The organism is Bradyrhizobium agreste (assembly GCF_016031625.1).
Classification (GTDB): domain Bacteria; phylum Pseudomonadota; class Alphaproteobacteria; order Rhizobiales; family Xanthobacteraceae; genus Bradyrhizobium; species Bradyrhizobium agreste.
Window position 1 is genome coordinate 116,036 of record NZ_JACCHP010000020.1, and the last position, 15,084, is coordinate 131,119.

The following is a 15,084-nucleotide window of genomic DNA, read 5'->3' on the forward strand; positions in this document are numbered from 1 at the left end:
ATCGGCACGATCGGTCCTCCCGAACCGCAGAGGATACGGCCCTGCGGCGCCACCGGGTGCAGCAAGCATAGATCTGTGGTCGAGTCAGCCCCATGATCGTGGGGCGGGAGGAAACGTCGCGGCCTATTCCGCCTTCAAATCATCCGGCCGCGGCATCAGGATGACGTTGTAGCCGGAATCCACGTAATGAATCTCGCCGGTCACGCCGCCGGACAGATCCGACAACAGATACAACGCCGAGCCGCCGAGGTCGTCGAGCGTGACGCCGCGGCGGAGCGGCGCATGCTTCTGCATGAAGGCAAACATCGCCCGCGCCTCGCCGATGCCGGAGCCGGCCAGCGTGCGGATCGGGCCTGCGGAGATCGCGTTGACGCGGATGCCGCGCGGTCCGAAATCGGCGGCGAGATAGCGCACGGAGGCTTCCAGCGCCGCCTTGGCGACGCCCATCACGTTGTAGTTCGGCATCGCGCGCTCCGAGGCGCCGAAGGTCAGCGTGATCATGCTGCCGCCTTCCGTCATCAGCTCGGCGGCGCGCTTTGCGACCTCCGTGAAAGAGAAGCAGGAGATCACCATGGTGCGCGAAAAGTTCTCGCGGCTGGTGTCGGCGTAGCGGCCCTTGAGCTCGTTCTTGTCGGCGAAGCCGATCGCGTGGATCACGAAGTCGAGCTTGCCCCACTTCTCGCGGAGCACCGCGAAGGTGGCATCGACGCTGGCGATGTCCTCGACATCGCAAGGCAGCACCAGATCGACGCCGAGCTGCTCCGCCAGCGGCTTGACGCGCTTGCCGAGCGCCTCGCCCTGGAAGGTGAAGGCAAGCTCGGCGCCGTGGGCATGCAGCGTCCGCGCCATGCCCCAGGCGATCGAATGATCATTGGCGATGCCCATGATCAGACCGCGCTTGCCTTTCATCAAACCTTCCATTGCGAAATTACTCTCCGCTCTTCGTCATGCCCGGGCTTGTCCCGGGCATCCACGCCCTTTGCAGCCAGAACCTAAGACGTGGATGGCCGGGACATCTAGCGCGAAGACGCGCTTCGCGCTCTTGCCCGGCCATGACGAGAAATCACGAACGCGTCGACAACGTTGTCACGCATCCAGCCGGCTGAACACCAGCGTGGCGTTGGTGCCGCCGAAGCCGAACGAGTTCGACAGCACGGTGCCGATCCTGGCGTTGTCGATGCGCTTGCGCACGATCGGCATGTCGGCGAACACGGGGTCGAGCTCCTGGATGTGCGCGCTCTCGCAGATGAAGCCGTTGTTCATCATCAGCAGCGAATAGATCGCCTCCTGCACGCCGGTGGCGCCGAGCGAGTGGCCGGTCAGCGCCTTGGTCGCCGAGATCGGCGGGCACTTCTCGCCGACGCCGAACACTTTGCGGATCGCCTCAATCTCCGGCGGGTCGCCGGCCGGGGTCGAGGTCGCGTGCGGGTTGATGTAGTCGACCTTGGTCTTCACCGTCGACATCGCCATGCGCATGCAGCGCTCGGCGCCTTCGCCTGATGGTGCGACCATGTCGTAACCGTCCGAGGTCGCGCCATAACCGACGACCTCGCCATAGATGCGCGCGCCGCGCGCCTTGGCATGCTCGAGCTCTTCCAGCACCAAGACGCCGGCGCCGCCGGCGATGACGAAGCCGTCGCGATTGAGATCGTAGGGCCGCGAGGCCGTGGCCGGCGTGTCGTTGTACTTCGAGGACATCGCGCCCATGGCGTCGAACAGCACCGACAGCGACCAGTCCAGCTCCTCGCAGCCGCCGGCGAAGATGACGTCCTGCTTGCCGATCTGGATCGTCTCATAGGCATTGCCGACGCAATGGTTGGAGGTCGCGCAGGCCGAGGAGATCGAATAGTTCACGCCCTTGATCTTGAACCAGGTCGCGAGCGTCGCGGACGCCGTGGAGGACATCGCCTTCGGCACCGCAAACGGGCCGACACGCTTCGGTCCCTTGGCGCGGGTGATGTCGGCGGCCTCGACGATGGTGCGCGCCGAGGGGCCGCCGGAGCCCATGATGATGCCGGTGCGGATGTTGGAGACGTCGTCGGGCGACAGGCCGGAATCCTGGATCGCCTGTTCCATGGCGATGTGATTCCACGCCGCGCCCTGGCCGAGGAAGCGCATCGCGCGGCGGTCGACCACCGTCGACGGATCCAGCGTCGGCTCGCCTTGCACCTGCGAACGGAAGCCGAGCTCGGCATATTTCTCAGCCCGCGAAATGCCCGACTTCGCCTCGTGAAGGCTCGCAAGCACTTCCTGGGTGTTGTTTCCGATGGACGAGACGATGCCCATCCCGGTGACCACAACCCGCCTCATGACAGCCTCGCCTCAATCGTTGTCTTCTTGGTAATGCGCTCAGCCCAGGCTCGTGCCCTGCTTGAACAGGCCAACCTTCAGATCCTTGGCGCGATAAATAATCTGGTCATCGACCGAAAGCCACCCGTCGGCGATGCCGAGCACGAGCTTCGAACGCATCACGCGCTTGATATCGACGTTGTACACAACCTTGCGCGCTTCCGGCAGCACCTGGCCGCTGAACTTGAGCTCGCTCAGGCCGAGGGCCCGGCCGCGGCCTTCGCCCCCGCTCCAGCCGAGATAGAAGCCGACCATCTGCCACAGCGCATCGAGGCCGAGGCAGCCGGGCATGACGGGATCGTTCTTGAAGTGGCAGCCGAAGAACCAGAGGTCGGGCTTCACGTCGAGCTCGGCGCGCACCAAGCCCTTGCCGAACTCGCCGCCATTGTCGTTGATGTCAGTGATGCGGTCGAACATCAGCATCGGCGGCAGCGGCAGCTGGGCATTGCCTGGGCCGAACATCTCGCCGCGGGCACAGGCCAGCAGATCTTCGTAATCGTAACCGTTGCGCCTGTTCAGCATTCACGAGCCTCTGTTCAAATCCCGATTGAGCGGCGTTCCTGGCGAAAATGGGCCCCGTCTCGATCGGACAGCAACGCCAATTGCCACCGCCGGCCGCGACTTGCGCAAGCTTCGCATGGACTGCCGACCGGGCCTCCATGCCCGGCTGCGCCAAAATCGGCTAAGCGGAACCGCGCGCTCTCTAACACAGGCCATTTCGGGTGGCAAAGCGCAGACATGAAGGTAAAATGACGCGCTTCCCGGCCGGTTCCAAGACTGATTAGAACCTCTCTAGTTGCGAGAAACTTGCATCTGCATCTTTCTGTTCTTATATTGCAGGGAGATATTGTTCACGCGTGCCCGAAATCTTGGAAATGAACGAGAATATCGCGTCCCAACACGACGACGACCATGCCGCGGCCCTGTTGTCCGGCCGGCAGCCGGCCCTGACCGGGTGTCCCTGGCACGACGTCAACGAAATGCTGCAGTCCGCCGGGTTGCGGCCGACGCGTCAGCGCATGGCGCTGGGCTGGCTCCTGTTCGGCAAGGGCGCACGCCACCTCACGGCTGAAATGCTCTACGAGGAAGCCACCCTCGCCAAGGTTCCGGTGTCGCTGGCGACCGTCTACAACACGCTGAACCAGCTCACCGACGCCGGCCTGCTCCGCCAGGTCAGCGTCGACGGCACCAAGACCTATTTCGACACCAACGTCACCACTCACCACCATTATTATCTCGAGAACAGCCACGAGCTGGTCGACATCGAGGATCCGCATCTGGCGCTGTCCAAGATGCCCGAGGTGCCCGAGGGCTACGAGATCTCCCGCATCGATATGGTCGTGCGCCTGCGCAAGAAGCGCTGAGATCGTCTTAAGATCGAACTGAGATCGTCATGGCCGGACTTGTCCCGGCCATCCACGTTTTTGGACCAGCGCAAAGGTCGTGGATGCCCGGGCCTTCGCCTCACCGAAGCGGCTTCGGCCGCGCAGGCGGGACAAGCCCGGGCATGACGCTGGGCGGTAGATTGCTCGCCTGCCTGTCGGCGTCAGTTCACCTGCTCGTCGGCGTAGACGCCCCAGAGGCGCTCCTGCTGGATCCAGCCGTCGAAGCCATTGCCGATGACGCGGCACCAGCCTGCGGCGCATTTCTTGATCTGGGTGACAACGCCGGCCTGCAGCTTGGCCGCAACCGCGCTGTCGGGATCGGGCCGGTCATAGATCGGGGCGAGATCGTCCTTGTGCTTCATGGTGACGACCGCGGTGCGGCGGCCCGACAGCAGCGAATGATAGACCCAGCCCTCGGCGCCTTCGGAATCGCGCACCCGGCGCCAGTTCTCGAACTCGGCGGTAATTTCGACCGGCAGGCCGGCGCGGGTGTAGACCCAGGCGACGTCGTTGTCCTTGGTCGGACCGGCGCGGACGTTCACGTGATCGGATTTGAGGCTGACATAGCGCGGCACCGGCAAGCCGCTGGCGGTCTGCGGGGTGTTGTCCTTCGCCGCATGCGCGGGGCCGACCGAGGCGCTCAACCAGGTGCAAACGAGCGCCATCACCGAACAAAAACGCCCCAACGCCATCAACCCGTCTCCTTCGAAGACCCGGCAGACCGGGTCCTCACCCCAAATTCCAAAACCGTGCCGCGCCTGCCCCTTCTCCCGCCCTCCGCCGGTTCCCGGCATCGAGCCGTGGTTCTTGTCTTGGCCCGGCCTTCTGCTAGAGAGAACGGGCACTTGAGCAACCAATTGGCCCCGATTTTCCGGCCGGAAATGTCGGGTGAGCTTGGAGGAAACGCCGGGGACGGACACGGCAAGGGCAGTGTCGAACAACCGGGTTAATGAGGCCTCAACGACCGGCCTTTGGCGACAGAGGCGGGCTTGCCGTGCCTCATGAGAGCAGGACATGTCGGTGAAGAAAAAGCCCCTCGTCGTGGTGACGCGCAAGCTGCCGGATTCGATCGAGACGCGGATGCGCGAATTGTTCGATGCGCGGATCAATCTCGACGACACGCCGATGTCGCCCGAGCAGATCGCGGAAGCCGCCCGCACCGCCGACGTGCTGGTTCCGACCGTCACCGACCACATCACCGCCGAGATCGTCAACCAGCCCGACTGCAAGCTGCGCCTAATCGCGAATTTCGGCAACGGCGTCGACAATATCGATGTCGCGGCCGCGCATGCCCGCGGCATCACCGTCACCAACACGCCAAAAGTTCTGACCGAAGACACCGCCGATATGACCATGGCGCTGATCCTGGCCGTGCCGCGCCGGATGATTGAAGGCGCCTCGATCCTGACCGAAGGAAAACCCTGGCCCGGCTGGTCGCCGACCTGGATGCTCGGCCACCGCATCGGCGGCAAACGGCTCGGCATCATCGGCATGGGCCGCATCGGCCAGGCAGTGGCGCGCCGCGCCCGCGCCTTCGGCCTGCAGATCCACTATCATAACCGCCGTCCCGTCGCGCCCGTGATCGCCGAGGAGTTAGGGGCGACCTATTGGGAAAGCCTCGACCAGATGCTGGCGCGGATGGACATCATCTCGGTGAATTGTCCGCACACGCCGGCGACCTATCACCTGCTCTCGGCGCGGCGGCTGAAGCTGATCCGTAAAGACGCCTATATCGTCAACACCGCGCGCGGCGAGGTCACCGACGAGGACACGCTGATCAAGCTGATCGAGGGCGGCGAGATCGGCGGCGCCGGCCTCGACGTCTACGAGCACGAGCCCGCGGTGAATCCAAAACTGGTTCGGCTCGCCAAGGCCGGCAAGGTGACGCTGCTGCCGCATATGGGCTCGGCCACGATCGAAGGCCGCGTCGAGATGGGCGAGAAGGTGATCATCAACATCCGCACCTTCCTCGATGCCCACAAGCCGCCGGATCGCGTGCTGCCGAGCATGCTCTGATCGCGTTGATCAGCGCCGCGCTCAGATACGATGGGCGCTGAGATCGGTGACCACCGGCCCGTCGCCGTTGAGCGGATTGGCGGGATCGCGCGCATAGCGCAGCGTCTCGAAGCGCATCGCGCGCGCATCGATCATCAGCAGGCGCCCGACGAGACCGTCGCCAAAGCCGACGATCTCGCGGATCGCCTCCAGCGCCATCATCGAGCCGAGCACGCCGGCCAGTGCGCCCATGACGCCGGCTTCCGCACAGGCCGGCACAGTGCCGGGCGGCGGCGCTTCCGGAAACAAACAGCGATAGGTCGGATTAAACTCGCCCGCTTCGTTCTTCTCGTGCGCACGGATGGTGGTGAGCGAGCCGTCGAAGGTGCCGAGCGCTGCGGTGATCAAGGGCCGCTTGGCGAAGAAGCAGGCGTCGGAGACCAGATAACGCGTCGAGAAATTGTCGGAGCCGTCGAGCACGAGGTCGTAATCGCCGATCAGGCCGAGTGCATTGTCGACGTTGAGCCAGGTGGCATGGCCGACGAAGCGGACATGCGGATTGAGCGCCGCGATCCGCTCGGCCGCGCTCTCGACCTTGTGCCGGCCGATGTCGGGCGTCGTGTGGATCACCTGGCGCTGCAGGTTGGACAGCGACACCACGTCGTCGTCGACCACGCCGAGCGTGCCGACGCCGGCGGCCGCAAGATACATCAGCGCGGGCGCGCCGAGCCCGCCGGCGCCGATCACCAGCACCGAGGCCCGCTTCAGCGCCGCCTGGCCGGGGCCGCCGACATCGCGCAGCACGATGTGGCGGGCATAGCGTTCCAGTTCGTCCGGGCTCAGCATCGTCCGTCGTTCCTCTCGACCCTCATGGAGAGGAGCGCGGTACGCGCGTCTCGAACCATGAAGGCCCCGATGTCGCCTGCGGCCATCCTTCGAGACGCGGCCTCCGGGCCGCTCCTCAGGATGAGGAGCTCAGTTCGTAGCCACCAAGCCGCCTGAACCACCCCTACATTGTTCGCGACCAACGAGATGTGCTTCAATGGCACGCTTTTCAATGTCTTGACGTTCAATGGGCTGGCTGGATTTGTCATGAGACCGATGCTTGCGGCAACCTTCATGTTGGCGGCCGCCACGGGCGCGCATGCCCAGATGACGACATCGCAAGTCGCCGGCACCAAGCCGAAAACGGTCCAGACCGTCCCGGTCCAGCCTCCCGCAATGCAGACGCCGTCGGCCACCGCCGATGCCATGGCAAAGGCGGAGCGGCTGGCGCTCCAGTCCGACCTCGCCTGGGTCGGCCAGTATAACGGTGCCATTACGGGCGATGCCAGCGAGCGCATGGTCAACGCCATCAAGGAATACCAGAAGGCCAGGGGCGGCAAGCCGACCGGCGTGCTCAATCCGCAGGAGCGCGCCGCGCTCGCCGAGACGGCACGAAAGAAGCAAGAGAGCGTCGGCTGGAAGATCGTGACGGAGCCGACCAGCGGCGCCCGGCTCGGCATTCCCGGCAAGCTGGTGCCGCAGCAGGCCAGCGACGCCAACGGCTCGAAATGGACCTCGCCGACAGGGACGGTCCAGGTGGTTCTCAGCCGCCGCAAGGAGGCGAACCCGACCTCGGCCAAGCTCGCCGAGCTCGAGAAGGAGCCGTCCGGGCGCAAGGTCGATTACACCGTGGTGAAGCCCGACTTCTTCGTGCTGTCGGGCTTGCAGGGCCTGAAGAAGTTCTACGTCCGCGGCACCTTCAAGGGCGACGAGGTCCGCACCATGACGATCCTCTACGACCAGGCGACCGAGAACATCGTCGAACCGGTCGTGATCGCGATGTCGAGCGCGTTCAACGCGTTTCCGTCGGGACCGCTGGCCGGGCCGCCGCCGCGCAAGACCGTGGAATACGGCACCGGCATCGTCGTCAGCGAGGAGGGCGCGATCGTCACCGATCGTCTCGTCACCGATGGCTGCCTTGCGATCACGATCGCCGGTCATGGCAGCGCCGACCGTCTCGCCGAGGACAAGGAGCACGATCTTGCGCTGCTGCACATCTACGGCGCGCGCGGCCTGAAGCCGCTCAGCCTCGCCGGCGCGGCCGCGAAGACGAGTGTCGATGTCGTCGGCATCGCCGATCCGCAAAGCCAGGGCGGCGCTTCCGGCGTGTCGAGCCTTAAAGCCGCGCTGGCGCCGGTGACGAGCAGCAATTCCTCGCTCTCGCCGCCGCCGGCGGTCGGCTTCTCCGGCAGCCCGGCCGTGGACGCCGACGGCAAGTTCGCCGGCGTCGCGCTGCTGAAGCCGGCCATGGTCGCAGGACCCGCGACATCGGTACCGGCGTCACAGGCGGTGATGGTCTCCGCAGACGCGGTGCGCGGATTCCTGAAGGCGAACGGCGTCGCCGCGAATGGCACGTCGACCGATGCAAAGGCCGCGGTCGTGCGCGTCATCTGCGTGCGGAAGTAAGTCTCGTGTCCCGGACGCGCTGCAACGCCTCAGCGTTGCCGCGCAGAGCCGGGACCCATGCATCCACATTCGTTGCAAGAAAGACTGGGCCCCGGCTCTGCAGCGCATCGCTATGCGATGCGCTTTGTCCGGGGCACGGTTGCATATGCGGCTTACGTACGACTACGGAGCCGGTAATGGTACGGATTCGCTGGCATTCGCTATTCCGCCATCATCGTTACCGTTGATTCGGACCTCCGCGATCCCCTTTGGATCGGGCCGGCACGTCCCGAGCGAGAAGCGCTCAGCATCCAGAAGCGATGCACGTTCGCGTGGCGTATCCCTGACCCAGCACTCCAAAGGATTGATCTTCAATGCATACGATCGTACTGGCCACCCAAAAGGGCGGCAGCGGCAAGAGCACGCTCGCCGTCGGCCTCGCCCTGGCCGCCAAGCAGGCCGGCTTCACCGTCCGCCTGATCGAGACCGACCCGCAGGGCACTCTCTCCAACTGGCAGCGGCGTCGCAGCACCGACGATCTCGTCGTCGAGCCGATCTATCATGCAGCCGATATCGCGCCGCGTCTGAAGATGCTGGCCGATAGCGGGCTCCAGCTCGCGATCGTCGACACCGCAGCCGGCCTTTCCGCCGCCACCACCGCCGCGATCCGCCATTCCGACCTCTGCCTGATCCCGGCTCGTCCCAGCGTCGCCGACATCGAGGCAACCGTCTCGACGCTCAGCGTCGCGCGCGCCTGGAAGCGGCCCTACAGCTTCGTGCTCAATCAGACGCCGATCCGCGGCCAGCGCATCGACAACGCCGCTGGCGCGCTCGCCGAGGAAGCCGCGCTCGATCTTGCCGACGTGCTCGCGCGTCCGCTGATCGTGATGCGCAACGATCACCAGGACTCGCTCGCCAGCGGCCTTGCCGTGAGCGAATTCGCGCCGAACGGCAAATCGGCGGACGAGATCCGCGGCCTCTGGCGCTGGATCGAGACCCGGCTCGAGCTCGAAGCCACGAGCAATGACCTGATCGATCAGGTCATCTCGGCTGCGCACGGCATGCTGCAGATCGCTGCAGAACAGCCCGCGGACGAAACCACGACACTGGCGTCCTGAGCGGGGCGATCGCTCGGACGGCGGTCGTGCTCTTCGCCATCCGGTGAAAGAAACGACGAAGCAATCCGACCACCAGCCCGGCCGGATTGCTTCGCCTCGTGCGGTGTAGCGCAGGCTCTATCCTCCCGTCATTGCGAGCGGCATCACTTTTGACATTTCGGGCACCAGAAGGTCGAGCGGCCGTTCTGCACGAACCTTTTGATCGTGCCGCCGCAGCGCGGCGTCGTGCATTTTTCGCCTTCGCGGTCGTAGACCTTGAACGAATGCTGGAAATAGCCGAGCTCGCCTGAGGTCTGGCGGTGATCGCGCAGTGACGATCCGCCGGCCTTGATTGCGTCGTTCAGCACGGTGTGGATGGCGCCGACCAATCGCTTGGCGTGGTCGGTCGGCTCACCCTTTTTCGTCGACAATGTCGCAGCAATGCGCCGCGGCGACAGGTGCGAGCGGTGCAGCGCCTCGCAGACATAGATGTTGCCGAGCCCGGCCACCACGCGCTGGTCGAGCAGCGCGGCCTTCAGGCTCGTGGTCTTGCCTTGGCAGGAGCGCGCCAGCATCGCCGCATCGAATTCGTTGCCGAGCGGCTCGGGGCCGAGCCCGCGCAGCAGGGGCTCGTCCTCGAGCGCGCCACGCGCGATTACTTTCATGTAGCCGAAGCGGCGCGGATCGTTGAAGAGGATGTCGGCGCCCGAGGACATCCGAAACAGCACGTGATCGTGCGCGGAGTCCTTGGCCTTCGGATAGTGAAACTCGCCGGGCTGAGCCTCGTTGTCCGGCTTGATGACGCGAAACGAGCCCGACATGCCCAGATGCATCAGGAGCACGTCGCCGGAGGCGAGATCGGCCATGAGATATTTTGCACGGCGCCCGAGGCCCGTGACGACCTGCCCCTTGAGCCGGGCCACGAAGTCGGGCTGGAACGGAAAGCGCAAATCCGGCCGGCGGGCCTCCGCATCGAGGATTTTCGCGCCCTCCATCACGGGCTGAAGGCCGCGGCGGACGGTCTCGACTTCGGGCAATTCAGGCATGGTCGGGCATTCACCTTATGAGGGCGGTGTGATAGCGCCATTGCGGCGGGCAGGCTATGGTCCGCCGAGTGGAGCAGAGTAATGGATCGGCCGGGCGAAACCACGCATTTTGGCTTCAGGGACGTTCCCCTGGGGGACAAGCAGACGCTGGTGAACGATGTGTTTCACAGCGTGGCGTCGCGCTATGATCTGATGAACGACCTGATGTCCGGTGGCCTGCACCGGGTCTGGAAGGACATCATGATCACCGCGCTGGATCCGCCGAGAGGCAACCGGCCGTTCGCCCTGCTCGATGTCGCCGGCGGCACCGGCGACATCTCGTTCCGCGCCGCCAAGGCGGCCGGCCCCGGCTTCCATGCCACGGTGTGCGACATCAATCCGGACATGCTGGCCGTGGGGCGCGAACGCGCCGCCAAGCGTCATCTCGAAACCCAGGTCGATTTCGTCGAAGGCAATGCCGAATCGCTCGGCTTCGCGGACCGCAGCTTCGACGCCTATACGATCGCGTTCGGCATTCGCAACGTGCCGCGGATCGATCTTGCGCTGCGCGAGGCCTATCGCGTGCTGAGGCCCGGCAGCCGCTTCCTGTGCCTGGAATTCTCCACCGTCGAGATGCCGGGGCTGGACAAGCTCTATGATCTGTTCTCGTTCAAAGTGATCCCGCCGCTCGGGCGCATGGTCACGGGCGACGCCGAGTCGTATCAATATCTCGTCGAATCCATCCGCAAATTTCCAAAGCCCGCCGCCTTCGCCGACATGATCCGCGAGGCCGGCTTTGCCCGCGTCAGCTGGCAGACGCTCTCCGGCGGCATCGTCGCACTGCATTCGGGCTGGCGTTTGTGATCTCTGCCGTCACCCACATTGCGCGCCTGATCCGCGCCGCGTTCGTGTTTGCGCGCGAAGGTGTCTTCGGCGCGGTCGATCCGAGCCTGGTGCCGCCGCCGGGACAGCTCGCGCTGAAGCTGGCGCGCCTCGTCGAACGCCGCGGCGCCAAGCACGGTCCACGGATCTCACGCGCGCTGACGCGGATGGGCCCGGCCTATCTCAAGCTCGGCCAATTCCTGGCCACGCGCCCCGACGTGGTCGGCGTCATCATGGCGCGCGATCTCGAAAGCCTGCAGGACCGCCTGCCGCCGTTTCCGCAGGAGGAGGCCAAGGCCACGATCGCGACCTCGCTGGAACGGCCGCTGACGGACATCTTCGTGAGCTTCGGCCCGCCGGTCGCGGCGGCTTCGATCGCGCAGGTGCATCGCGGCGAAATTTTGCGCGACGGCGTCCGCAAGCCGGTCGCGATCAAGGTGCTAAGGCCCAACGTCGCCGCGCGTTTCCGCCGCGACCTCTCCGACTTTTTCTTCGTCGCCCACAAGGCCGAAGCCTATTCGGCCGAGGCGCGGCGCCTGCGCCTGATCGAAGTCATCAACACCATGTCGCGCTCGGTGGCGATGGAGATGGATCTGCGGCTGGAAGCCGCCGCGCTGTCGGAGATGGCGGAGAACACGCGCGACGATCCCGATTTCCGCGTGCCGGCCGTCGACTGGGATCGCACCACGCACAACGTGCTGACGATGGAGTGGATCGATGGCATCGCGCTGAACGATCACAAGCGCCTTGCAGAGGCACAGGTCGATCTACCCGATCTCGGCCGCAAGGTGATCCAGAGTTTTCTGCGCCATGCGCTGCGCGACGGCTTCTTCCACGCCGACATGCATCCAGGCAATCTATTCCTGGATGATACCGGCCGTCTCGTCGCGGTCGATTTCGGCATCATGGGCCGGCTCGGCATGAAGGAGCGGCGCTTTCTCGCCGAGATCCTGCTCGGCTTCATCACCCGCGATTATCGCCGCGTGGCCGAGGTGCATTTCGAGGCCGGCTATGTGCCCGCGCATCATTCGGTCGAGAATTTCGCGCAAGCCATCCGTGCCATCGGCGAGCCGATCCACAACCGTACCGCCGAGGAAATCTCGATGGCGCGGCTCTTGACGCTGCTGCTCGAGGTCACCGGCCTGTTCGACATGAGGACGCGGCCCGAGCTGATCCTGCTGCAGAAGACCATGGTGGTGGTCGAAGGCGTTGCGCGCGGCTTTGATCCCAAGCTCGACATCTGGAGGATCGCCGACCCCGTGGTGCGCGAATGGATCGAGCGCAATCTCGGACCCGTAGGCCGCATCGAGGGCACGCTCGCCGGGACCGGGGACATCGCGCGGGTCCTGATGCGACTGCCGGAGATCGCCGAGCGTTCGGTCAAAGTGCTCGAGCAGCTCGAGACCATGACGCGGGAGGGCATCAGGCTGTCGCCGGAGAGCATCGCGGCGATGGGACGCAGCGAGGGCCGCAAGAACCGTTGGCGCACGGTGGCGCTCTGGATCATCGCCGCGACCTTCATTGGGATCCTGGTCGCGGTCCGGAATCTATGATTGCACTGCAATCACGCGAGTGATAGCATCGCTATCATTCTCTGCCGGAGGGCGTCATGGCAAGCCTGACCATCCGCAAGCTCGACGACGCCGTCAAAACCTATTTGCGGCTGCGCTCGGCCAGGAACCACAGGTCGGTCGAGGAGGAGGTCCGGGTCATCCTGCGGGAGCTGATCGAGGGCCGCGAGGAGCCGCTGACGCCGTTTTCGGCGCCGCCGGCACCATCCGCCACCCCGGCGCCCCAGCGCGCCGGCGCCCTGCCCGAGGCCAGCGTCACCCTGATCATCGGGGGCGGGATTGCGGCCTACAAGTCGCTCGACCTGATCCGGAGGTTGAAGGAGCGCCGCATCGAGGTCCGCTGCGTGCTGACCAAGGCGGCCCAGCAATTCGTGACGCCACTGGCCGCGAGCGCGCTCTCGCATGAGCGCGTCTATACGGACTTGTTCGACCCGCAGAGCGAGTTCGACGCCGGCCATATACGCCTCGCGCGCGACTGCGACCTGATCGTGGTGGCGCCGGCCACCGCCGACCTGATGTCGAAGATGGCGAATGGTCATGCCGATGATCTCGCCAGCGCCATCCTGCTCGCGACCAACCGCAAGGTGCTGCTGGCGCCGGCGATGAACCCCTTGATGTGGAGCAACCCAGCGACGCGCCGCAACGTCGCCCAGCTGCAGCGCGACGGCGTGGTGCTGATCGGCCCGAATGCGGGCGAGATGGCCGAAGCCGGCGAAGCCGGAACGGGCCGCATGTCGGAAGCCATCGAGATCGCCAATGCCGCCGAGCGGCTGCTGCGGCCGCCGACGCCGAAGCCGCTCGCCGGCAAGCGCGTGTTGATCACCGCAGGTCCCACCCACGAGGCGATCGACCCGGTGCGCTACATCGCCAACCGTTCCTCCGGCAAGCAGGGCTTTGCCATTGCCGCCGCTGCGCAGGCCGCGGGCGCCGAGGTGATCCTGGTGAGCGGTCCGGTCGACCTCGATGATCCCCCTGGCGTGACGGTGAAGCATGTCGAATCGGCGCGGCAGATGCTGGAGCAGGTCAAGGCGGCACTCCCCGCCGACGTCGCGATCTTCGCCGCCGCGGTCGCCGACTGGCGCGTCGCCAATGAGGGCGAGCAGAAGCTGAAGAAGACTTCCGCCGGCATGCCCCCGCTTCAGCTGGTCGAGAACCCCGACATCCTCGCCACCATCTCCAAGCTCACCGACAAGCGCCCGCGGCTCGTGATCGGCTTTGCCGCCGAGACCGAGCACCTCATCGACAACGCCAAAGCAAAATTCGCGCGCAAGGGCTGCGACTGGATCGTCGCCAACGACGTCTCGCCCGCCACCGGGGTGATGGGCGGCGACCGCAACACGGTCCACCTGCTCAGCCGCAAGAACGGTGCGCAGGACGGCGAGATTGCAGTTGATTCCTGGCCGGCAATGACCAAGGAACAGGTCGCCATCGAACTGGTCGCGCAGATCGCGAAAAGCGTGACCGGCAAATCCCTGGAGTCCGCATCTTGAGCACTGAGGTCACTGTCGAGCTGCAACGCCTCGCCCATGCGGAAGGCCTCCCGCTGCCGACCTATCAGACCCGCGAGGCCGCCGGCCTCGATTTGATGGCCGCGGTGCCGGACAACGAGCCCATGACGCTCGCACCTGGCCAATACGCGCTGGTGCCGACCGGTCTTGCCATCGCCTTGCCGCCCGGGCTCGAGGCGCAGGTGCGGCCGCGTTCGGGGCTTGCTGCCAAGCACGGCGTCACCGTTTTGAATTCGCCGGGCACGATCGATGCGGACTACCGCGGCGAGATCAAGGTGATCCTGATCAATCACGGCACCGCGCCGTTTGTGATCAAGCGCGGCGAGCGCATCGCCCAGATGGTGATCGCGCCGGTGCTGCAGGCCGCGCTGGTTCCCGTGGCCACCTTGTCGGCGACCGATCGCGGCGCCGGCGGCTTCGGCTCGACGGGACGGTAGGACGTGGTCGGTTGACGTCGAACAGAGTCCGATCGACAGCGACACTCTCTCCGTTCCCTCCCCCCTTGTGGGGGAGGGGCAGGGAGGGGGGTGCCACACGGGGACTCTATCAATTGCTCCCCGTCCTCGTTGCATCGTCAACAACTGGCACTTCTTCCTGAGCCACCCCCCTCCCTAGCCCTCCCCCACAAGGGGGAGGGAACGCACCTCCATTGGAGCGCCAGTGGAGTTTCATCTCACACGCTAACGCGCGGCAATCCCAGCCGAATCACCCGAAGAATTACGTGCACCGGGAACCGCGCGCGGGGCACTTTTTTGGGACCCGCCTTTGCGTTCACGATCTGGACTCTTACCGGCGGAGTCACGGTGAGGGTATTGTCTTTTGATTCGCGCGCGACGGGGGTC

Annotated in this window: 14 protein-coding genes; 8 read left to right on the top strand and 6 right to left on the bottom strand. The window is 65.5% G+C overall.

The window, feature by feature from the left end:
- Positions 1-123 precede the first annotated feature (123 nt).
- The 3 genes from fabI to fabA form a co-directional block, all read right to left on the bottom strand.
- Positions 124-921 carry an enoyl-ACP reductase FabI gene (gene fabI, locus HZZ13_RS26615; RefSeq protein ID WP_197962458.1) on the bottom strand — a complete coding sequence of 266 codons (798 nt, stop codon included), beginning with the start codon at positions 919-921 and terminating at the stop codon, positions 124-126.
- Positions 922-1,086: 165 nt separating this feature from the next.
- Positions 1,087-2,310 carry a beta-ketoacyl-ACP synthase I gene (gene fabB / locus HZZ13_RS26620; protein WP_197962459.1) on the bottom strand — a complete coding sequence of 408 codons (1,224 nt, stop codon included), beginning with the start codon at positions 2,308-2,310 and terminating at the stop codon, positions 1,087-1,089.
- A 39-nt stretch (positions 2,311-2,349) separates the two neighbouring features.
- On the bottom strand, positions 2,350-2,871 hold the full coding sequence (fabA, locus tag HZZ13_RS26625) for a bifunctional 3-hydroxydecanoyl-ACP dehydratase/trans-2-decenoyl-ACP isomerase (protein WP_197962460.1): 522 nt from the start codon (positions 2,869-2,871) through the stop codon (positions 2,350-2,352).
- A 353-nt stretch (positions 2,872-3,224) separates the two neighbouring features.
- Here fabA and irrA point away from each other — a divergent pair, with 353 nt between their 5' ends.
- Positions 3,225-3,713: an iron response transcriptional regulator IrrA gene (gene irrA / locus HZZ13_RS26630; protein WP_197949007.1), complete on the top strand. Its 489-nt coding sequence runs from the start codon at positions 3,225-3,227 to the stop codon at positions 3,711-3,713.
- 182 nt (positions 3,714-3,895) lie between these two features.
- Here irrA and HZZ13_RS26635 read toward each other — a convergent pair whose 3' ends face one another.
- On the bottom strand, positions 3,896-4,426 hold the full coding sequence (locus HZZ13_RS26635) for an SH3 domain-containing protein (protein WP_197962461.1): 531 nt from the start codon (positions 4,424-4,426) through the stop codon (positions 3,896-3,898).
- Between the two features lie 322 nt (positions 4,427-4,748).
- Here HZZ13_RS26635 and HZZ13_RS26640 point away from each other — a divergent pair, with 322 nt between their 5' ends.
- Positions 4,749-5,750 carry a 2-hydroxyacid dehydrogenase gene (locus tag HZZ13_RS26640; RefSeq protein ID WP_197962462.1) on the top strand — a complete coding sequence of 334 codons (1,002 nt, stop codon included), beginning with the start codon at positions 4,749-4,751 and terminating at the stop codon, positions 5,748-5,750.
- A 21-nt stretch (positions 5,751-5,771) separates the two neighbouring features.
- Here the strand turns inward: HZZ13_RS26640 and HZZ13_RS26645 are convergent, their stop codons facing one another.
- Positions 5,772-6,575: a HesA/MoeB/ThiF family protein gene (locus tag HZZ13_RS26645; protein WP_197962463.1), complete on the bottom strand. Its 804-nt coding sequence runs from the start codon at positions 6,573-6,575 to the stop codon at positions 5,772-5,774.
- A 246-nt stretch (positions 6,576-6,821) separates the two neighbouring features.
- Here HZZ13_RS26645 and HZZ13_RS26650 point away from each other — a divergent pair, with 246 nt between their 5' ends.
- Entirely contained in the window at positions 6,822-8,180 is a 1,359-nt protein-coding gene (locus HZZ13_RS26650; protein ID WP_197962464.1) for a serine protease, read from the top strand.
- Between the two features lie 353 nt (positions 8,181-8,533).
- Positions 8,534-9,277, top strand: coding sequence for a nucleotide-binding protein (locus HZZ13_RS26655; RefSeq protein ID WP_197962465.1), 744 nt, complete (start codon positions 8,534-8,536; stop codon positions 9,275-9,277).
- A gap of 143 nt (positions 9,278-9,420) precedes the next feature.
- Here the strand turns inward: HZZ13_RS26655 and mutM are convergent, their stop codons facing one another.
- Positions 9,421-10,302 (bottom strand): bifunctional DNA-formamidopyrimidine glycosylase/DNA-(apurinic or apyrimidinic site) lyase, encoded by an 882-nt coding sequence (mutM, locus tag HZZ13_RS26660; RefSeq protein WP_197962466.1) that lies wholly within the window; start codon positions 10,300-10,302, stop codon positions 9,421-9,423.
- 81 nt (positions 10,303-10,383) lie between these two features.
- Between mutM and ubiE the strand changes: the two genes are divergently transcribed.
- From ubiE to dut, 4 genes are read left to right on the top strand one after another with little or no spacing between them, the layout of a single operon-like run.
- Positions 10,384-11,145, top strand: a complete 762-nt coding sequence (ubiE, locus tag HZZ13_RS26665) for a bifunctional demethylmenaquinone methyltransferase/2-methoxy-6-polyprenyl-1,4-benzoquinol methylase UbiE (RefSeq protein ID WP_197962467.1) — start codon at positions 10,384-10,386, stop codon at positions 11,143-11,145.
- Positions 11,142-12,716 (top strand): 2-polyprenylphenol 6-hydroxylase, encoded by a 1,575-nt coding sequence (gene ubiB / locus HZZ13_RS26670; RefSeq protein WP_197962468.1) that lies wholly within the window; start codon positions 11,142-11,144, stop codon positions 12,714-12,716. Before ubiE ends, ubiB begins: the two co-directional genes overlap by 4 nt.
- A 56-nt stretch (positions 12,717-12,772) precedes the next feature.
- The gene (coaBC, locus tag HZZ13_RS26675; RefSeq protein ID WP_197962469.1) at positions 12,773-14,224 is read left to right on the top strand and encodes a bifunctional phosphopantothenoylcysteine decarboxylase/phosphopantothenate--cysteine ligase CoaBC; all 1,452 of its coding nucleotides are present in this window, start codon (positions 12,773-12,775) and stop codon (positions 14,222-14,224) included.
- Positions 14,221-14,679, top strand: coding sequence for a dUTP diphosphatase (gene dut / locus HZZ13_RS26680; protein ID WP_197962470.1), 459 nt, complete (start codon positions 14,221-14,223; stop codon positions 14,677-14,679). Before coaBC ends, dut begins: the two co-directional genes overlap by 4 nt.
- Positions 14,680-15,084: the final 405 nt, after the last annotated feature.